Origin of the sequence: Chromohalobacter moromii, assembly GCF_023091865.1 — a bacterium.
GTDB lineage: Bacteria > Pseudomonadota > Gammaproteobacteria > Pseudomonadales > Halomonadaceae > Chromohalobacter > Chromohalobacter moromii.
In genome coordinates, this window is sequence record NZ_JAHXDI010000002.1 from 704,731 (window position 1) to 724,040 (window position 19,310).

18 protein-coding genes are annotated in these 19,310 nt (G+C 62.3%); 11 read left to right on the forward strand and 7 right to left on the reverse strand.

Annotated elements, in window-relative coordinates:
• The first annotated feature begins 223 nt into the window (after positions 1 to 223).
• Entirely contained in the window at positions 224 to 1,105 is an 882-nt protein-coding gene (locus KZO83_RS09775) for an alpha/beta fold hydrolase (protein ID WP_247620638.1), read from the forward strand.
• Between the two features lie 14 nt (positions 1,106 to 1,119).
• Positions 1,120 to 2,160, forward strand: coding sequence for a patatin-like phospholipase family protein (locus KZO83_RS09780; RefSeq protein ID WP_247620639.1), 1,041 nt, complete (start codon positions 1,120 to 1,122; stop codon positions 2,158 to 2,160).
• Positions 2,161 to 2,242: 82 nt separating this feature from the next.
• Here KZO83_RS09780 and KZO83_RS09785 read toward each other — a convergent pair whose 3' ends face one another.
• On the reverse strand, positions 2,243 to 2,833 hold the full coding sequence (locus KZO83_RS09785) for a Smr/MutS family protein (protein WP_178999957.1): 591 nt from the start codon (positions 2,831 to 2,833) through the stop codon (positions 2,243 to 2,245).
• A 128-nt stretch (positions 2,834 to 2,961) separates the two neighbouring features.
• Here KZO83_RS09785 and prmB point away from each other — a divergent pair, with 128 nt between their 5' ends.
• The 5 genes from prmB to phaC all read left to right on the forward strand — a co-directional run bounded on the left by prmB (position 2,962) and on the right by phaC (position 7,963).
• Complete coding sequence (gene prmB, locus KZO83_RS09790) at positions 2,962 to 3,915, forward strand: 50S ribosomal protein L3 N(5)-glutamine methyltransferase (RefSeq protein WP_247620640.1); 954 nt, start codon at positions 2,962 to 2,964, stop codon at positions 3,913 to 3,915.
• A gap of 17 nt (positions 3,916 to 3,932) precedes the next feature.
• A complete protein-coding gene (aroC, locus tag KZO83_RS09795; protein ID WP_247620641.1) occupies positions 3,933 to 5,018 on the forward strand; it encodes a chorismate synthase in 1,086 nt (361 codons plus the stop codon).
• Between the two features lie 139 nt (positions 5,019 to 5,157).
• Positions 5,158 to 5,448: a hypothetical protein gene (locus KZO83_RS09800; protein WP_247620642.1), complete on the forward strand. Its 291-nt coding sequence runs from the start codon at positions 5,158 to 5,160 to the stop codon at positions 5,446 to 5,448.
• Between the two features lie 106 nt (positions 5,449 to 5,554).
• Positions 5,555 to 6,004 carry a phasin family protein gene (locus tag KZO83_RS09805; RefSeq protein WP_040242304.1) on the forward strand — a complete coding sequence of 150 codons (450 nt, stop codon included), beginning with the start codon at positions 5,555 to 5,557 and terminating at the stop codon, positions 6,002 to 6,004.
• 102 nt (positions 6,005 to 6,106) lie between these two features.
• Positions 6,107 to 7,963, forward strand: coding sequence for a class I poly(R)-hydroxyalkanoic acid synthase (phaC, locus tag KZO83_RS09810; RefSeq protein WP_247620643.1), 1,857 nt, complete (start codon positions 6,107 to 6,109; stop codon positions 7,961 to 7,963).
• A gap of 19 nt (positions 7,964 to 7,982) precedes the next feature.
• Here phaC and KZO83_RS09815 read toward each other — a convergent pair whose 3' ends face one another.
• Together KZO83_RS09815 and KZO83_RS09820 are read right to left on the reverse strand one after the other, a co-directional pair.
• A complete protein-coding gene (locus KZO83_RS09815; protein WP_261505698.1) occupies positions 7,983 to 8,675 on the reverse strand; it encodes a class II aldolase/adducin family protein in 693 nt (230 codons plus the stop codon).
• Positions 8,676 to 8,806: 131 nt separating this feature from the next.
• Positions 8,807 to 9,703, reverse strand: coding sequence for a LysR family transcriptional regulator (locus KZO83_RS09820; RefSeq protein WP_247620645.1), 897 nt, complete (start codon positions 9,701 to 9,703; stop codon positions 8,807 to 8,809).
• Between the two features lie 205 nt (positions 9,704 to 9,908).
• Between KZO83_RS09820 and leuC the strand changes: the two genes are divergently transcribed.
• The 4 genes from leuC to asd all read left to right on the forward strand — a co-directional run bounded on the left by leuC (position 9,909) and on the right by asd (position 14,451).
• On the forward strand, positions 9,909 to 11,372 hold the full coding sequence (gene leuC / locus KZO83_RS09825) for a 3-isopropylmalate dehydratase large subunit (protein ID WP_247620646.1): 1,464 nt from the start codon (positions 9,909 to 9,911) through the stop codon (positions 11,370 to 11,372).
• Positions 11,373 to 11,374: 2 nt separating this feature from the next.
• On the forward strand, positions 11,375 to 12,022 hold the full coding sequence (leuD, locus tag KZO83_RS09830; protein WP_178999969.1) for a 3-isopropylmalate dehydratase small subunit: 648 nt from the start codon (positions 11,375 to 11,377) through the stop codon (positions 12,020 to 12,022).
• Between the two features lie 177 nt (positions 12,023 to 12,199).
• Positions 12,200 to 13,279 carry a 3-isopropylmalate dehydrogenase gene (leuB, locus tag KZO83_RS09835; RefSeq protein WP_247620647.1) on the forward strand — a complete coding sequence of 360 codons (1,080 nt, stop codon included), beginning with the start codon at positions 12,200 to 12,202 and terminating at the stop codon, positions 13,277 to 13,279.
• A 56-nt stretch (positions 13,280 to 13,335) separates the two neighbouring features.
• Positions 13,336 to 14,451: an aspartate-semialdehyde dehydrogenase gene (gene asd, locus KZO83_RS09840; protein WP_247620648.1), complete on the forward strand. Its 1,116-nt coding sequence runs from the start codon at positions 13,336 to 13,338 to the stop codon at positions 14,449 to 14,451.
• 72 nt (positions 14,452 to 14,523) lie between these two features.
• On the opposite strand, the gene aceA is transcribed toward asd, so the two are convergent.
• The 4 genes from aceA to purB all read right to left on the reverse strand — a co-directional run bounded on the left by aceA (position 14,524) and on the right by purB (position 19,264).
• Entirely contained in the window at positions 14,524 to 15,834 is a 1,311-nt protein-coding gene (gene aceA / locus KZO83_RS09845) for an isocitrate lyase (RefSeq protein WP_247620649.1), read from the reverse strand.
• A gap of 285 nt (positions 15,835 to 16,119) precedes the next feature.
• On the reverse strand, positions 16,120 to 16,542 hold the full coding sequence (locus KZO83_RS09850; protein ID WP_247620650.1) for a GNAT family N-acetyltransferase: 423 nt from the start codon (positions 16,540 to 16,542) through the stop codon (positions 16,120 to 16,122).
• A gap of 1 nt (position 16,543) precedes the next feature.
• A complete protein-coding gene (locus KZO83_RS09855) occupies positions 16,544 to 17,737 on the reverse strand; it encodes a ribosomal protein uL16 3-hydroxylase (protein WP_178999974.1) in 1,194 nt (397 codons plus the stop codon).
• Positions 17,738 to 17,899: 162 nt separating this feature from the next.
• Positions 17,900 to 19,264: an adenylosuccinate lyase gene (gene purB / locus KZO83_RS09860; RefSeq protein WP_075369066.1), complete on the reverse strand. Its 1,365-nt coding sequence runs from the start codon at positions 19,262 to 19,264 to the stop codon at positions 17,900 to 17,902.
• Positions 19,265 to 19,310 lie beyond the last annotated feature (46 nt).

Below are 19,310 nucleotides of genomic sequence, written 5' to 3' on the forward strand. Positions count from 1 at the left end.
GGCTACGACGAGCCAAAAGAGGGTATTACGCAGACGGGTGGGGCGGGGAGGTCGAGATCTTGGCACGCAGGATTCCTTGTTCCTTGGTCGGCTTGGGAAACGAAAAGGTTTATGGTAAACCCGTTAGCCTGCTAGGCCCAGTGCCGCGCTTCAAACGTCCCATGACCGATGAGGGCGGCGATGTGGCGAGCGGGTCCTCGACCGATCAACTGTGGGAGTCTTCATGCGCGAACCCGAATCTCTTAATCTGGCCCATGGGCGACTCGCGGCTCTGGCTTGGGGCGATGCCGACGCGCCCGTGTGGTTGGCGCTGCATGGCTGGCTGGATAACGCCGAGAGCTTTTCGCGCTTGGCCCCGTTGCTGGTCGAGCGTCTGGGGATTCGCATCGTCGCGATCGACTTCCCTGGCCATGGGCGCTCGCTGCCGCGTGCCGAGGGCGGCGATTACCCGATCTGGGAATATACGTTGGACGTGTTGGACGCGCTCGATGCATTGGGGCTCGACAGTGCGCCGCTGCTCGCGCATTCGATGGGTGCGGCAGTCTCATGTCTGGTGGCGGCCGCGATGCCGGAGCGTGTCGAGCGCTTGGTGCTGCTCGATGGCCTGGGGACATTGACTACCGAGGTCGACGATACCGCCAAGCAACTGCGCATGGGGTTGATCCAGCGGCGTCGCTCGCGTTCCACGGTGCCGCGCTATCCCGACGAGGCCACTGCGATCGCGGCACGCGTGGCGGGCGGTGTGACGCCCATCGATACCGACACGGCTACGCCCCTGGTGCGCCGCAACCTGGATGTGGAAGACGATGGCCACGTACGCTTGCGCTCCGACGGTCGCTTGCTGCGTCCCTCGTTGGTGCGCTTTACCACCGAGCAGATGCTGTCGTTACTGAATAACATCGAAGCCCCGGTACTGTTGATCGAAGGCGAGCAGGGTATTCTCGCCGAGCGTGCCTACGCCCAACGTGCCCGTGACGCCATCGCTCGGCTCACGCGCGTGCTGCTGCCTGGTGGACATCATCTGCATCTCGAAGCGCACGCCGTCGACGCTGTGGCCGAGGCTATCATCGCCGACTCGAATGAGACGACGAGGCGTCATGTTTGAAGGAGAAGGCTGACATGGGCAAGCGAGTGGCGTTGGTACTGGGCAGTGGTGGCGCGCGGGGCTATACGCATATCGGCGTGATCGACGAGCTAGTGGCCCGCGGATACGAGATCGCCGCCATTTCGGGCTGCTCGATGGGCGCCCTGGTGGGCGGTATTTATGCGGCTGGCCAGCTTGATCGATACCGCGACTGGGTATGCCAACTGGATTACTTCGATGTGCTCAAGCTGGTCGACGTAACCTGGAGTCCGATGGGGGCGATGCGTGCCAGCAAGGTGATGAACAAGCTCGAGAGCCTGATCGGAGATATCCGCATCGAGGATTTGAGCATTCCGTTGACGACCGTGGCTACCGACCTCAATCGGCAGAAGGAAATCTGGTTCCAGAGCGGTCCGCTTTTGCGCGCGATCCGTGCCTCCATCGCGGTTCCCGGCATCATCACGCCGGTGCATCTGGATGGGCATGTTCTCGTCGATGGCGGTTTGCTCAACCCATTGCCGATCATTCCCACCGTGGCGGTTCACGCCGACCTGGTAGTGGCGGTCAATTCCACCGCGCAGACTTCCCGACAAGTGACGCTCGAGGAAATGCTGCCGCCCGAGGAAGCGGCCCAAGAAGAGGCTCGCGAGCGCGAGCGTGAATCGCGCGGACAAGGGTTCGGCGGCTGGCTGGGAGGTGTGCGCGAGCGTGTGCAGCACATGTTCGGCAACGGCCAGGAAGACGGCGAGGATAGCGAGTCCTCCGAACAAGCGGCGACCGAACGCGCCTGGAGCAAGCTCGACATGATGCTGGCCTCGTTCGATATCACTCAGGCGGCATTGGCCAAATACAAAGTGGCCGGGTATCCCCCCGATATCTTGATCGAAGTGCCCAAGAGCGTCTGCGGTGCCTATGAGTTTCATCGTGCCGAGGCGCTGATTCAATTGGGGCATCATCTGGCCGCGCAGGCCATCGACCGTTACGAGGGGGATCGCGACATGACCGTGACCGGAGGGGACGTGACTGAAGCCAAGTATCATCCGCTGATGACGCCTGCCAGGCGCAAGTCGAGTTAAAGCTTAGATGTGTTAAAACTTAAAACTTAAAACTTAAAACTTAGAACTTAGAACTTGGATATTCGTGACCGGTGGCGGCTGGTTATACGGCATCGCCGCGTCGGCGGAGCAGGATATACACCGCGCCGGTGCCGCCATCCGCATCGCGTGCCGAGCAGAAGGCAAGCACGGCGGGCCATTCGCGTAGCCAGGCATTGACGTGGCTCTTGATGACCGGGTAATCGTCGCCCTCGCCGAGCAGCGACGCGCGCGCCTTGCCGTGCACCACCAGCACACAGCGCCAGCGTTGCCCGTGGGCGTCGTGAAGGAAGGTTTCGAGTTGCTCGCGTGCCTCGTTGACGGTGTATCCGTGAAGGTCCAGGCCGGCTTCCCATTCGATATTGCCGCGCTTGAGTTGTGTCCGCGTTCGGTAGGGAAGGTCGGGGACCGCGAATTCCAATGCCTCGCTGGGGTGCACCGGCTCGACACGCCCGTCACTGGTGCGGCTGGTGGGGGCTTGAGTATCGGCGCTGGTGGCGGCGGCACGGCGCTCCGCCACGGCCTCGTCGTCGCGGCGGCGCGGGCGTCCGGTATCGGCGCGATTGGTATGCAGGCGATGCACGCCGGCGTCTTCCAGCGCTTGACGAAACACGTTGATATCGGCGTCGTCGGGCTGGCCACGGCGTCGGCTCATGACGAAACTCCCCAGGCGGCACGGTCGGTTGAAAGGTCACCCAGTATAGCGACTTGCCCACGACTGTGAACCGGCGCGCGCTCCGGGTACAATCCCCGATTCCATGGAACCGCTTAACAGGATGCTTCGTGCCTGCTTCCCGACCGACCGACGTTTCCACGCTGACCCTCGACGACGCGTCACTGGCCGAAGGGCTGGTGTCGTTGCGCGATTGTCTGCGTTGGGCGACCAGTGAATTCAACGCGCACCGCCTGCACTTCGGACATGGCACGGCCAGCGCATGGGACGAGGCGGTGGCGCTGGTGCTGGGCGCGTTGCATCTGCCTTGGGATGTCGACCCCGCAGTGCTCGATGCCCGCCTGTTGCCGATCGAGCGTCGCCGTGTCGTGAGCCTGGTGCGCCAGCGCATCGAGCAGCGCACGCCGCTGCCGTATTTGCTGGGCGAGGCCTTCTTCGCCGGCCATCCCTTCGAGGTCGACGAGCGGGTACTGATCCCGCGCTCGCCGATCGCGGAGCTGGTCGAGGACGGCTTCGCGGCCTGGTTCCCCCAGTGGTCGCCGACGCGGGTGCTGGATCTATGTGCCGGGTCGGGATGCATCGGCATCGCCACGGCGCTGTATCTGCCCACGGCCGAGGTCGATCTCGTGGATATCAGCCCCGAGGCGCTAGCGGTGGCCAAGGCCAACATCGTGCATCACGATGTTGGTAAGCGCGTGCGTGCGGTGACCTCGGATTTGTTCGCCGGCGTTGCCGGTCAGCGCTATGACATCATCGTTTCCAATCCGCCGTATGTGGACGCGCGTGATCTGGCGGGAATGCCGGCCGAGTTCCGCCACGAGCCGAGCCTGGCTCTGGCGGCGGGCGACGATGGCTTGGATATCGTGCGCCGTATGCTGCGCGAGGCACGCGAGCATTTGACCGACGAGGGCGTGTTGATCGTCGAAGTGGGCAATTCCGCGCGGCATCTCGACGCGGCGTTTCCCGAAGTTCCGTTCTTGTGGCTCGAGTTCGAGCGGGGCGGCGAGGGCGTATTCGCGCTAACCGCCGCTGAGCTCGACCACTATGCGGCATCGTTCGCCTGATCGTTGAGGAGCGCGGAATGTCCGGCAATACCTTTGGCAAGTTGTTCACCGTCACCACCTTCGGCGAGAGCCACGGCGAAGCGTTAGGCGCCATCGTCGACGGATGCCCACCGGGGCTCGAGCTCGACGCCTCTGATTTGCAGCACGATCTGGATCGTCGGCGGCCGGGCACCTCTCGGTACACCACACAGCGCCGCGAACCCGATCAGGTGCGCATCCTCTCGGGTGTTTTCGATGGCGTTACCACCGGCACGCCGATTGGTCTGTTGATCGAGAATACCGACCAGCGCTCCAAGGACTATTCGAAGATCAAGGACCAGTTCCGCCCCGCGCATGCCGACTACACCTACCACCACAAGTACGGGATTCGTGACTATCGCGGCGGTGGACGTTCGAGCGCCCGCGAGACGGCCATGCGCGTCGCTGCCGGGGCTATCGCGCGCAAGTACTTGGCGTCGCAGGGCATCCGCGTACGTGGCTACATGAGTCAGCTGGGCCCCATCGGCATCGATTTCAAACAGTGGGAAGCGGTCGATAGCAATCCGTTCTTTTGTCCCGATCCGGACAAGGTCCCTGAACTCGAGGCTTTCATGGATCAGTTGCGCCGCGACCAGGACAGTGTCGGTGCGCGAATCACCGTCGTCGCCGAGGGCGTGCCGGTGGGACTTGGCGAGCCGGTCTTCGATCGTCTGGATGCCGAACTGGCCCACGGTTTGATGAGCATCAATGCCGTCAAGGGCGTGGAGATCGGCGACGGTTTCGCCGCCGTGGCAAGCCGCGGCAGCGAGCATCGCGATGAAATGACGCCCGAGGGTTTCCTCTCCAATCATGCCGGTGGCGTACTGGGTGGCATCAGTTCCGGTCAGACACTGGTGGCGCATCTGGCGCTCAAGCCGACCTCCAGCATCACCCAGCCGGGGCGTTCGATCGACATCCACGGTGAGGCCGTGGAGGTCGTCACCCGGGGACGTCATGACCCTTGCGTGGGCATTCGGGCCACGCCGATTGCCGAGGCGATGATGGCGCTGACGCTGATGGATCATTATCTGCGCCATCGCGCGCAGAACGCCGATGTCGAGGTGACTACGCCGCGTTTGGGCTGAGGCGCTTCGTTCAGCCAAGCATGACCGGCGTCATCCAAGAACCGAGCCCGCCTGTTTCAGGCGGGCTTTTTCGTGTCCGTCGCTCACGTTTCGGCCATAGCTCGCTACACTGAAAAGAGTCAGGCAATGGGAGCAGCGCATGAAAGTCCATGTCGAGTTCGATCTGACCCCGCAGGAATTGCGCCAGGCGATGGGGCTACCGGATGTCGAAGTCTTTCAACAGGAGTTGATGGCCCACATCCGCCAGCAGATGGAAGCTGGGGTGGAGGGCTACGATCCTTGGAGTCTCATGCAGCCTTTCCTACAGCAGGGCATGGCGCAGGGCGTCGCCAGTTTCGGCCACTACCAGCAGATGTTGATGGATATGCTGCGCCAGGCCGATACACAAAGTGATGGAGAGACTCACAATTCGAAACGAAAAAAGACCTAGGGTCTTGACATATGTCAATTGCAAGCTCCAAGGGGTGGGGCTATTATTTGTGCAGTGCAGCATAAATGCACTGGCCTTGCCTTAGATCCTCCAGGAGGAATCCGTCATGCAGGACAAAATGTTTAGTGCCTTTTCCGAACAGACGCGTGGCTTTTTCGAGCCAATGCGCAAGTTCAACGGTCTGATGCTGGACAACATGGAGCGGATGACCGAATACCAGCTCGATGCCATGAAGCGCTATAGCCAACTGGGCGTCGAGCGTATGCGGGCTGCTTCCGAGGTCAAGGATGCCGAGGACGCGCGCGATTTCACCACCCAGCAGGCCGACATGCTGAATTCGCTTTCCAAGCAAATGCTGGAAGACGCCCGCGCAATGGCCGACATCAGCCTCAAGTTCAAGGCCGACCTGGAAGAGATGATGTCCGAAACGGGGCAGCAGGCTGCCGATCAAGCCTCTGAGAACATGAAGGCGGCGTCCGAACCCGCCAAGGCGGCGAGCAACAATAGCCAATCGTCCTCTTCACGTAGTAGCAGTACCAGCAAAAACAAAGAATAGAACAGCAGGCATCACGTGCCATGTCCCCGGCAGTCGCGAAGACAGGCGGCTGCCGACGGCGCGCATGCGCGTGAACCGTTTTGCGATGCGGGGAGATGACGTATGTGGCAAGGGCCCGAGGAAGGCAATGATACCTTCGGTGACCCGCACGCCTGGCAACGTCAGGTGAGCGAGTTCGGTGAGCAATACCAATCCCTCATGCAGGAAGCCTTCAATCGGTTGTGGCCCAGCGACGCGGGTGCTTCGGTGTATGCCGACATGCAGGAGAGTCTGCGTATCGGCGCCGAGGCCATGGTCTTCAATGCGCCGGCGGTCTATACCGTGCAGATGCGTCTGGCGCAGGATCAACTGCGTGTCTGGCAGAATGCTCTGCGGGAGCTCATGGGCGAGAATGTACCTGCAGTGATCGAGCCGAGTCCCGAGGATCGACGCTTTCGCGATGATGCCTGGCACTCGCATCCCTTCTATCGCTATATCCTTCAGCAGTATTTGCTCTTCGTGCGTGCCGTCGACGAGTTGTTGGCGAATCTCGGCGGATTGACGCAGCAGACACGCCATCAACTGGAATTCTATGCGCGGCAGTACGTCAATGCGCTCGCGCCGAGCAATTTCGTGTCTACCAATCCGGAAGTGGTCCGCAAGACACTCGAAACGCGCGGACAAAATCTTGTCGAGGGCCTCAAGCGTTTGCGCGAGGATCTGGCCAATTCCGCCGAGGGACTCAACGTCGCGATGAGCGACCGCAGCGCCTTTCGGTTGGGTGAGAACCTTGCCATCACACCGGGCGAGGTGGTCTTCGAAAACGATTTGATGCAACTGATTCAGTACACCCCGAGTACCGAGGAGGTCTTCAAGACGCCGCTGCTGATCGTGCCGCCCTGGATCAACAAGTATTACGTGCTCGACTTGCGCCCGGATAACTCGCTGGTGAAATGGCTAGTGGCGCAAGGGCATACGGTGTTCATGATCTCATGGCGCAATCCCGGGCCCGAGCAGCGTTACCTGACCTGGGCCGATTACATGCAGTCGGGGCCGGTCGCCGCCATGGGCGCCATCGAGCAAGCCTGTGGTGAGAAATCCGTCAACCTGTTGAGTTACTGCATCGGCGGCACGCTGGCGGCGACCACGGTGGCGTATCTGACGAGTAGTCTGCGTGGTCGCAAGGTGCGTTCTGTGACCTACATGGCGACGCTGCAGGATTTCAGTGATCCCGGCGAAATCGGTGTCTTTCTCAGTGAGCCGGTGTTGGCCGGCATCGAACGTCAGCTAGCGCGTGACGGCTACCTCGATGGTCGTGCCATGGCGTTTTCCTTCAACCTGCTGCGCGAGAACGATCTTTTCTGGTCGTTCTATATCAGCAACTATCTCAAGGGCGAGGCGCCGGCGGCGTTCGATCTGCTGTATTGGAACAGCGACGGCACCAACCTGCCAGCGGGTACCCATGGCTGGTACCTGCGCCATATGTATCGCGAGAATCGTCTCGTCCAGCCCGGCGGCATAGAGCTCGATGGCGTCAAGATCGACCTACGGAAGATCTCGACACCGAGCTATTTCGTCTCCACGCGCGATGACCACATCGCCAAATGGCGAGGTAGCTATTTGGGAGCTCGACTGCCCAAGGGGCCGGTGACCTTCGTGCTGGGGGGCGCGGGGCATATCGCAGGAATCGTCAATCCACCGGCGAAACGCAAGTACGGCTACTGGACCCATGATGAGATCCCCGACGATCCCGATGCCTGGCTCGAGTCGGCGACGTTTCAGGAGGGATCCTGGTGGCCGCATTGGCAAGCCTGGATGACCGACAACCGCTACGCCGATCCTGATAAAACGGTCGCGGCGCGTCATCCGGGAGAGGGCGAACTGAAGCCCATCGAACCCGCCCCCGGCCGCTATGTGCGGCAGACGATTCCCGAGGTGTTGGGTGTTAAACCCGCTGAGGACGATAGCTCGACGTCATGATGGTGTCGGCCGACGAGTTTCAATCACGGTAATCGGGAGCGTCGCGGTCGAGCAGGCGCATCAAGGCGGCAAGGTGCATGTGCGCCGAGCCTTGCGCCAGATAGTCCTCCCATTGCTGGGCGGTCTTGCGTGCGATCTCGGGCGCGACGGGACGTACGGGAAGACCGCTGGCACGAGCCACCAGGTAGGAGCGGCAGGCACGCTCGAAGTAGTAGAGGTGGTCGAAGGCTTCGGCGACGTCGTGTCCGGTGGCGACCACGCCATGATTGCCAAGTAGCAAGATCGGCGCCATGCCGGCCAACTTGCCGAGGCGTTCCGCTTCCTCATCGAGTCCCATACCATCGAATCCGGCATCGATATGCACCCGCTCGAAGAAGCGCATGGCGTTCTGTTCCACCGGAGGCAGCTCCGGCGTCTCTAGGCAAGCGAGGGCGGTGGCGTAGAGCGAGTGGGCATGCATCACGCATCCCACGCCGTGGCCCTGGCGGTGCATGGCGCCGTGAATGGCCCAGGCGGTGGGGTCGATGGATTCGGGACGTTGTGCGGGGCTGGCATCCACCTCGACGAGGTCGCTGGCACGCATTTCCGCAAAATGACGCCCTTCAGGGTTGACCAGAAAGCGCCTGCCGTCCGCCTGGGTGGCCAGGCTGCAGTGATTGGCGACGCCTTCGTGCATATCGAGGCGGGCCAGCCAGCGGAACGCACAAGCCAGTTGTTAGCGAGGGGTACCGGGAATAACGCTGGATGTCATGGGAGCGCTCTCCTTGGGGGAACGGGGTGATGAGCCTTAGGCGAAGGGGCTCTTGAAGAGATCAATTAACGTCGACCATAGCGCGTTGGTGCTCACTCAGGCCAGTGCGTGGCGCGGCGGTCTCGAGCATCATCCAGCATTTCGAGCATAGCCCTGGCGGCATTGGAGAGAGTACGACTCTTGTGGAACAGATAGCCCAGCGGACGCTGGATAGGAAGATGATCGATGGGCATGACCTCAATCTCGTCGTCGATCATGGTTTCGGGCAATACGCTCCAGCCCAGGCCGATGGCGACCATCATCTTGAGGGTTTCGAGGTAGTTGGTGGATAGCGAGACGTTCACTTGCAGTCCGTCGCGGGCGAAGGTGTCCACCACGATGCCCCGGGTGAAGGTCAGGTGCCCCGGCAGCACGGCGTCGTAATCGGACAGTGCCGACAGCGCGACCGTGTCGCGTCCGGCGAGGGCGTGCTCGCGCCCGCAGACGAAGCGCAACTGGTCGATCCATACCGGCACCACCGTCAGCGCAGGATCGGGGACCGGGGCCAGCGTGACCACGGCGAGCTCCAGGTCACCGTCCAGCACGCCTTGATAGGCTTGTTCCGAGTCCAGAAAGCGCATGTCCATGCGTACGTCCGGGTAGACCTGGGTATAGGCCTTGAGCAGCGGTGGCAGACGGTGCAGGCCGACATGATGGCTGGTGGCCATGGTCAAACTGCCGCTGATGTCGCCGCTGAGGTTGGAAAGCGCGCGGCGGCTGTCGTCGAACATCACCAAAATCTGGCGGGCACGCGGCAGCAGAGTGTGACCGGCCTCGGTAAGCGTCACGCGGCGGTTGAGTCGGTCGAAGAGCTGCGCGCCGACTTGCCCCTCGAGGCCCGCGATGCGCTTGCTGACGGCGGGCTGGGTCAGATGGAGCTGTTCCGCGGCGAGCGAGAACGAGCCGTGGTCGGCGACCGCGAGGAAGGCTTGCAGGCTTTGCGTATCCATGAGCGCGCTCTCTTGAAGAAGTATTCTACTTTGGAATCCAAAGCATAAATAACATGAATTGCGTTTATCTATAAGCCCCCTTAGGCTTGGGGACATTGAAGTTGCGCCGGTTATCGCGGCGCGTAGCTAGCGACATGTCGCAAGACGACATAGAGCGTCATCGCCCAATCTTCCCGGTCGGGAAGGCACGAGTGGAGGAGATTCCATGGCAGGCCAGACTCTTTACGACAAGCTCTGGTCGCGGCACCTGGTAAAGGAACGCGACGATGGCACGGCGTTGATCTACATCGACCGTCACCTGCTCCACGAGGTGACCTCACCGCAGGCCTTCGAGGGGCTGCGACTCGCCGGGCGCAAGCCGTGGCGGTTGGATACCAATCTCGCCACGCCGGATCATAACGTGCCAACCACGCTCAAGGAGCGTTCCGAGGGCAATGCGGGCATCGTCGATCCGGTCTCGCGCATTCAGGTCGAGACGCTGGATGACAACTGCGCGAGCTTCGGCATCGAGGAGTTCCGCATCAACGATGCGCGTCAGGGCATCGTGCATGTGGTAGGGCCGGAGCAAGGCGCTACGCAGCCCGGCATGACGGTCGTCTGCGGCGATTCTCACACCGCTACGCACGGCGCCTTCGGGGCCTTGGCGCACGGCATCGGGACCTCTGAGGTCGAGCACGTGCTGGCGACCCAGTGCCTGATCCAGCGCAAGATGAAGAACATGCAGGTGCGCGTTGAGGGTGAACTGGGGCTCGGCGTGACGGCGAAGGACATCGTGCTGGCGGTGATCGGCAAGATCGGCACCGCCGGCGGTACCGGCTATGCCATCGAGTTCGCTGGTAGCGCGATTCGCGACCTGTCCATGGAAGGCCGCATGACCATCTGCAACATGGCCATCGAGGCCGGCGCACGCGTGGGCCTGGTGGCGGTCGACGAGACCACGGTCGAATACCTGCGTCGGCGCCCTTTTGCCCCCAGTGAGGAATACTGGGACGCGGCGGTCGCCGATTGGCGCGAGCTGGTTTCCGACGACGATGCGCCGTTCGACAAGGTCGTCGAACTCGACGCCGCCGAGATCGAGCCGCAGGTCACCTGGGGAACGAGCCCGGAAATGGTCGCCGGTGTCGGTGCACAGGTGCCGGATCCGGCCGCTGCCGGCGACGAGACCGTGCAGCAAGGCGTTTCGCGTGCCCTCGAGTACATGGGGCTCCAGGCGGGGCAGCAGATCACCGATATCCAGCTCGACAAGGTCTTCATCGGCTCGTGCACCAACTCGCGCATCGAGGATCTGCGCGAGGCGGCCAAGGTCGCCAAGGGCCGCAAGGTGGCGGATACCATCCAACTGGCGATGGTCGTGCCCGGTTCCGGGCTGGTCAAGCGCCAGGCCGAGGAAGAAGGGCTGGACAAGATCTTCCTCGAGGCGGGCTTCGAATGGCGTGAGCCGGGATGCTCCATGTGCCTGGCGATGAACGCCGATAAGTTGGGTACCGGCGAGCACTGTGCCTCGACGTCCAATCGCAATTTCGAGGGTCGCCAGGGGTATGGCGGGCGCACGCATCTGGTGAGTCCCGCCATGGCGGCCGCCGCCGCCATCGCCGGTCACTTCGTCGATGTGCGCGACTTCGGGGCCGAGCGCGCCGCCAACGATGACAGCCAAGTACAGGAGGCGTGAGCATGCGCAAGTTCGATCGTCATCAGGGCCTCGTGGCGCCCATGGATCGCGCCAACGTGGATACCGACCTGATCATCCCCAAACAGTTCTTGAAGTCGATCAAGCGTACCGGCTTCGGTCCCAACCTGTTCGACGAGCTGCGCTATCTGGATGAAGGTTACCCGGGACAGGATGTCGCCACGCGTCCGCTCAACCCGGATTTCGTGCTCAACCAGACGCGTTATCAGGGCGCCAGCGTGCTGTTGGCACGTCGCAACTTCGGTTGCGGCAGCTCGCGCGAGCATGCTCCCTGGGCATTGGAGGACTTCGGGTTTCGCGTGATCATCGCGCCGAGTTTCGCCGATATCTTCTTCAACAATGCCTTCAAGAACGGCCTGTTGCTGATCACGTTCGACGAGGCCACGGTGGATCGGCTGTTCCAGGAGGCGGAGGCCGAGGAAGGCTATCGCCTGGATGTCGATCTCGAAAGCCAGCAAGTCATCACACCCAGCGGTGAGACACTTACCTTCGAGGTCGACTCCTTTCGCAAGCAATGCCTGCTCGAAGGGCTGGATGATATCGGCCTGACCTTGAAGGATGCTGACGCTATCGATGACTTCGAAAAGCGTCATCGCCAGGCGCGGCCGTGGTTGTTCCGCCAGGCCGGATGACGCCGGCGGCCTTTGAATAACAACAACGCTGGACACAACCGATAGGGAGGCCCGGCTCAATGAGTCGGGATGGCAGGGAACGCCCATCTTCCCGTGGTCGGCGTCGCGGCGCCGGCCACCCACGAACCAATCATCACGTCATTCATGATGATGTGTCGAGTTGCGAGAGAGTACGCCATGAGTCGCAAGATTCTCGTTCTGCCGGGCGACGGTATCGGCCCGGAAATCACCCGCGAGGCGGTCAAGATCCTCAACGCGTGCCGCGAGGCGGGCCTAGAGGCCAGCATCGAGGAAGGTCTGGTCGGCGGGGCGGGGATCGACGCCCATGGCGTGCCGCTTCCCGACGCGACGCTGGCGAGCGCCAAGGCCGCCGATGCGGTATTGCTGGGCGCCGTGGGCGGCCCCCAATGGGACAAGATCGAGGATCTGGCCAAGCGTCCGGAGAAAGGACTGCTGGGGCTGCGCAAGAACCTCAACCTGTTCGGTAACCTGCGTCCGGCGCTGTTGTATCCGCAATTGGCCTCGGCTTCGAGCCTCAAGCCCGAGATCGTCGCCGGGCTGGACATCATGATCGTGCGCGAGCTCACCGGCGGCATCTATTTCGGTCAACCGCGGGGCATCGAGGAGCGCGACGGCGAGAAGGTCGGCTTCAATACCTATATCTACGCCGAGCACGAGATCGAACGCATCGGGCGGGTGGCCTTCGAGATGGCGCGCGCGCGGGGCGGTAAGCTCTGCTCGGTAGACAAGGCCAACGTGCTCGAGGCCACCATCCTGTGGCGTGAGGTCATGGAGCGACTGGCGCCGCAGTATCCGGATGTCGAACTGTCGCACATGTACGTCGACAACGCCGCCATGCAGCTGGTGCGCGCGCCGAAGCAGTTCGACGTCATCGTTACCGGCAACATGTTCGGTGATATCCTCTCCGACGCTGCGGCGATGCTGACGGGCTCGATCGGCATGTTGCCCTCGGCATCGCTCAACGAACAACGTCAGGGCATGTACGAACCCTGCCATGGCAGTGCGCCGGATATTGCCGGGCAAGGCGTCGCCAACCCGTTGGCGACGATCTTGTCCGTGGCCATGATGCTGCGCTACTCCCTCGAGGCGCCGCAGCTCGCCGAGCGCATCGAACGCGCCGTGGGAACGGTGCTCGATCAGGGACTGCGCACCGCCGATATCGCCTTCGAGGGCACGGCCCCCGTCTCGACCCAGGCGATGGGCGATGCCGTGTTGGCGGCATTCCAGGCGCAATGAGCGCGGCTCACGTATCATGGCCATACGCCCATTCGTAGATTTCAGGAGGACGACACATGCTTAGAGTCGGTTTTGTCGGTTGGCGGGGAATGGTGGGATCCGTCCTCATGCAACGCATGCGCGAGGATGGCGATTTTGCCGGCCTCGAACCGGTGTTCTTCACGACCTCTCAGGTCGGCCAGCCTGGCCCCGACATCGGGGTCGAAGTGCCGCCCCTCAAAGATGCCCGTGACCTGGAGGCCCTCAAGAGTCTCGACGTGGTGGTCACCGCTCAGGGTGGCGACTATACGGAAAGCGTCTACCGCCCGCTGCGCGAGGCCGGCTGGCAGGGCTATTGGATCGACGCCGCCAGCACGCTGCGCATGGTGGACGAGGCGACCATCGTGCTCGATCCAGTCAACCGCCACGTCATCGAGCGCAGTCTCGCCAATGGCGGCAAGACATTCGTCGGCGGCAATTGCACCGTCAGCCTGATGCTGCTGGGCCTGGGCGGTTTGTTCGAGGCCAACATGGTGGAGTGGATGACCTCCATGACCTACCAGGCCGCCTCGGGGTCCGGCGCCAAGCACATGCGCGAGCTGCTTTCCCAGATGGGCGCGCTGCATGGTGCGGCGTCATCGGCACTGGCCGATCCCGGCAGCGCGATCCTGGATATCGACCGTCAGGTGACGCAGGCCATGCGCGGCGGGGATTTCCCCACCGAGCAGTTCGGCGAGCCGCTGGCCGGCAGTTTGTTGCCGTGGATCGACAAGGCGATGGACAACGGTCAGAGCAAGGAAGAGTGGAAAGGCGGGGTCGAAAGCAACAAGATTCTCGCCACCGGCGACTCGCCGATCCCCATCGACGGCTTGTGCGTGCGCATCGGCGCGATGCGTTCGCACAGCCAGGCGTTCACCATCAAGCTCAAGCAGGACGTCCCCCTCGACGAGATCGAGGATCGTCTGGCCAAGCACAACCAGTGGGCGAAGGTGATCCCCAACGACAAGGACGCCACCTTGAGCGGCCTGACGCCGGCCGCGGTGACCGGTACGCTGGACGTGCCGGTCGGGCGCCTGCGCAAGCTGGCCATGGGGGGCGAATACCTGTCCGCCTTCTCGGTGGGCGATCAGTTGCTGTGGGGGGCGGCGGAACCGCTCAAGCGGATGCTCGGCATTCTGCGCGAGCAGCGTTGATCGGATCGCCGGTCAGGCAATGAAAAGGGCGCCCCATCGGGCGCCCTTTTCGTTGGGGGAGCGTGTGGCGTGTCAGAACTGCGCTTCTTCGGTGGAGCCCTTGAGGGCGGTCACCGACGACACTCCGCCCTGGATGACGTTGGTCATGTCGTCGAAGTAGCCGGTGCCCACTTCCTGCTGGTGAGCGACGAAGGTGTAGCCGCGTTCGGCGGCCTCGAATTCCGGCTGCTGGACCTTCTCGACGTAGTGCTTCATGCCTTCGCCCTGAGCGTAGCTGTGGGCGAGATCGAACATGTTGTACCACATGTTGTGAATGCCCGCTAAGGTGATGAACTGGTAGGTGTAGCCCATGTCGGCCAGGGCTTGCTGGAACCCGGCGATCTCGGCATCGTCGAGATTCTTCTTCCAGTTGAAGGACGGCGAGCAGTTGTAGGCCAGCAGTTGACCCGGATATTCGCGATGGATCGCATCGGCGAAACGCTTGGCTTCATCGAGATCCGGTTTGGCGGTTTCGCACCAGATCACATCCGCGAAGGGCGCGTAGGCCAGGCCTCGGGCGATGGCTTGATCAAGACCGGCCTTCACCCGGTAGAAACCTTCGGCGGTGCGTTCACCGGTGATGAAGGGCTTGTCGTAATCATCCACGTCGGCGGTGATCAGATCAGCAGCGTTGGCATCGGTGCGCGCGATGACCAAGGTGGAGGTATCTGCCACATCGGCGGCCAGACGGGCGGCGACCAGTTTCTGCACGGCTTCTTGGGTGGGCACCAGCACCTTGCCACCCATGTGGCCGCATTTCTTGACTGCGGCGAGCTGGTCCTCGAAATGCACACCGCTGGCGCCGGCGCGAATCATCGCCGTCATCAGTTCATAGGCGTTGAGCACGCCGCCGAATCCCGCCTCGGCGTCGGCGACGATGGGCGCGAAGTAATCGACGAAGTCGGCATCGCCGGGGTTGGCGCCTTTCTGCCACTGGATCTGATCCGCGCGGCGGAAGCTGTTGTTGATGCGTTCGACGACCTTGGGCACCGAGTCCACCGGATAGAGCGACTGGTCGGGGTACATCGACAGGTAGCTATTGTTATCGGCGGCGACCTGCCAGCCTGAGAGATAGATCGCCTCGATACCCGCCTTGACCTGTTGCATGGCTTGGCCGCCGGTTAGCGCGCCTAGACAGTTGACGTAGCCCTTGCGAGCCTCGCCGTTGACCAGTCGCCAGAGCTTCTCGGCACCCCGGCTGGCCAGCGTGTGCGCTTCGTTGACGCTGCCGCGGAGTCTGACCACATCGTCGGCACTGTACGGACGCTTGACGTCCTTCCAGCGCGGATTCTCGTTCCAATCCTGTTCCAACGCAGCGATTTGCTGTTCGCGTGTCTGGGACATGTCGCTTGCCTCTTGGTCGTCGTGAGCGTTAAGAGCGTGCCCGAAAGGGCATTTCACGTTCAGTCGAAGTGCGATCTTTTCCGCCGCGAAACGCGTAACGACGCGGATATTGCGCTGCGGTAAAACAACCGTTTTAACTTCGGCTTTACGAAAAATATGACGCACTCAAGCGAGGCCAACAATGCGTAGTTAGGCGCAAGTGACGTTGTAGTTTGACTACATGACGCCTGAATGGCGTGGCGTCATGTAGTGTTTTTCCGAGAGGTAAGAAAGGCCCGAGACAACTTATTGAAAATGCAGGCTCATATGGTAATGGGGAATGTTGGCGTCGAGGAACTCATCGCCATGCGCGGTAAAGCCCAGACGTTCATAGAAGGGGATTGCGTAGGTCTGGGCATCCAAGTGCACGGAATGGTGGCCGGCTTCTCGAGCCGCCACGAGTATCGCTTCCATCAAATGCAGGCCTAGCCCTTGGCCACGTGCTTCCTCGAGAATCGCCACGCGGCCGATATGCCCATCCGGCAAGAGACGTGCGGTGCCTACGGCGCGGTCATCTACATGAAGTAGGAAATGCAGACATTGCGGGTCGCGGCCATCCCACTCTTCTGCTTGGGGGACGTTTTGTTCTTCGATGAATACGACCTTGCGGATCGCGCTACAAGTCGCCCCCAGCGAGGTCCAGTCACCGCTTGCGATCTCGAGCGTCATGTCACGCCTCCTCGTCCTCGGCATCCTCGTCCTGCCACTGCAGGCTACCGCGATTGAGCAACTCGGTGAGCAGCGACAGGGCGGCGTCGTCGAGATGCTCTGCCAGGGTGGCGGCATGCAGTGGCGCGGTATCGGCCAGCAGGCGCGCTAGCTCAGGCGAGCATGCATGGCCGTCGCCATCCGTAAACAGCGTGGTGCGGCCGTTCTCCTCATGAAACGCGAAGCGCGAGCCCAGTGAGCGTTCCAAGTAGTGCCCCTTCGACAGCCCCTCGGTAATGGCATCGCTGTCGGTTGGCGTCTCGAGGGGCGCGAGCTGATCGGCATATTTGGGTTGGGTCATTACGCGTCCGAACCATTGCGTCATCTGCGCCGGATCGTCGATCACCGATAGCATCAGTGTGCGGAGACGCGCGATGGCGTCGTCATCGACGCGACCGGCGTGTTCGGTGGGGCGCAGGTCGGGGTCGGTGTAACGCGAGGTCTCGGACTGCATTTCGCCGAGGTAGTCCGCAAACGAGGTGATGATCTCGTCGGTTGAGGGCGCGCGAAAGCCGATCGAGTAAGTCATGCAGTCGGCACTCTGGCTGACGCCATGATGGGCGATGCGCGGCGGCAGATACAGCATGTCGCCGGGTTCGAGCACCCAGTCCTCGCCGGGGGTGACCTCGAAGCGTTCGAGCATGCGCAGGTCGACGCCCGAGACGATGGGGGCGTCGTCGGGCTGCTCGCCACCGAGTTGCCAGCGGCGCTGGCCACTGCCTTGAAGCAGGAAGACATCGTAGCTGTCGACGTGGGGGCCGACACTACCCTCGGGCGGCGCGTAGCTGACCATGACGTCGTCGAGGCGCCAGCGCGGTAGGAAATCGAAGGCCTCGAGCAAGGCGGCGACCTCGGGCACGTAATGATCGACGGCCTGGACCAGAAGAGACCATTCTCGGTCGGGCAGGCGCGCGAAGGTGGCGTCATCGAAAGGCCCATGGCTGACCTGCCAGGGCTTATCGGGGCCCTGGGCTTCGACGAGCCGGGCCTCGATGCCGTCTTCGCAGGCCAGGCCGGCGAGCTCCTCCGGGGCAAGCGGCGACGCGAAATCGGGGAATGCGCCACGAATCAGCAGCGGTTTCTTCTGCCAGTAGTCACGCAGGAAAGTCTCGGCGGTGAGACCGCCGAGTATCGATAGGGGAGTGTCGCTCGACATAAGAATCTCGGGACTCGAAAAGGATGAGTGGGCAACCACGACCATGTGTGAAGCTTGCAGAGCGGCGCTGCACGCCTGGAAACCGGAAGAAACGGCTTGGCACCGTGGGTGGCGAGCTCATGCTGCCTTCCAGCTTCCAGCTTCCAGCTTCCAGCTTCCAGCTTATAGCTTGCGAGCTTGCTCGCTGGCATTCCCGATATAGGTGGCCGGGGTCAGTGCCTTGAGCTCGGTCTTGACGTCGTCGGGCAATTCCAGGCTGTCGATGAAGGCCGCGAACCCAGCTTGGTCGACCCGCTTGCCACGCGTCAGCGTCTTGAGCTTTTCATAGGGTTTCTCGATACCATAGCGGCGCATCACGGTTTGGATCGGCTCGGCGAGGACTTCCCAGTTCTGATCGAGGTCCTCGTCGAGGCGGGCCGGATTGGCCTCCAGCTTGCTGACCCCTTTGAGTGTGGCCTGGTAGGCGATCAGCCCGTATGCCAGGCCTACGCCGAGGTTGCGCAGTACCGTGGAATCGGTCAGGTCGCGCTGCCAGCGAGAAATCGGTAGCTTCTCGGCGAGGTGGCCGAGCAGGGCGTTGGAGAGGCCGAGATTGCCCTCGGAATTCTCGAAATCGATGGGATTGACCTTGTGGGGCATGGTCGAAGAGCCGATCTCGCCCTCGACGGTCTTCTGCTTGAAGTAGCCCAGCGAGATATAGCCCCACACGTCGCGGTCGAAGTCGATCAAGATGGTGTTGAAGCGCGCGATGGCATCGAACAGTTCGGCGATGTAGTCGTGCGGCTCGATCTGCGTGGTATAGGGATTGAAGGTCAGCCCCAAGTTCTCGACGAAAATGCGTGCGTTCTCGACCCAATCGATTTCCGGATAGGTGGTGAGGTGAGCGTTGTAGTTACCCACTGCGCCGTTGATCTTGCCGAGGATCTCGGCGGCTTCGATCTGCTTGAGCTGGCGGCGCAGGCGATACGCCACGTTGGCCATTTCCTTGCCCAGCGTGGTGGGGCTGGCGGTCTGGCCGTGGGTGCGCGAAAGCATGGGTTGCTCGGCGTGCTCGTGGGCCAGGCGCTCGACCGCGGTGACGATCTCACGCAGCGTGGGCAACAAGGTGTCGAGGCCACCGCGCAGCATCACCCCGTGGGAGAGGTTGTTGATGTCCTCACTGGTGCAGGCGAAATGGATGAACTCGGTGACCGCATGCAGTTCCGGAAAGTCGGCGACCTTTTCCTTCAGGAAGTACTCCACCGCTTTGACGTCATGGTTGGTGGTGCGCTCGATCTCCTTGATGCGTTCGGCGTCGGCGACCGAGAACTCACTCACCAGCTGGCCGAGAAAGGCCGTGGCCTGTGCCGAAAGCGGCGGCACTTCAGTAATCTGCGGATGTGCGGCGAGACGTTCCAGCCAGCGGACTTCGACGGTCACGCGGGCACGAATCAGGCCATACTCGCTGAAATGCTCGCGCAGGGCCGCAGCCTTGGCACCATAGCGACCATCGACGGGGGATAGGGCGGTGAGAGCGGAAAGTTCCATGGATGTCGTCTTCCGGGTCGTGGATCGAATCGCGCGGCGAGGACCG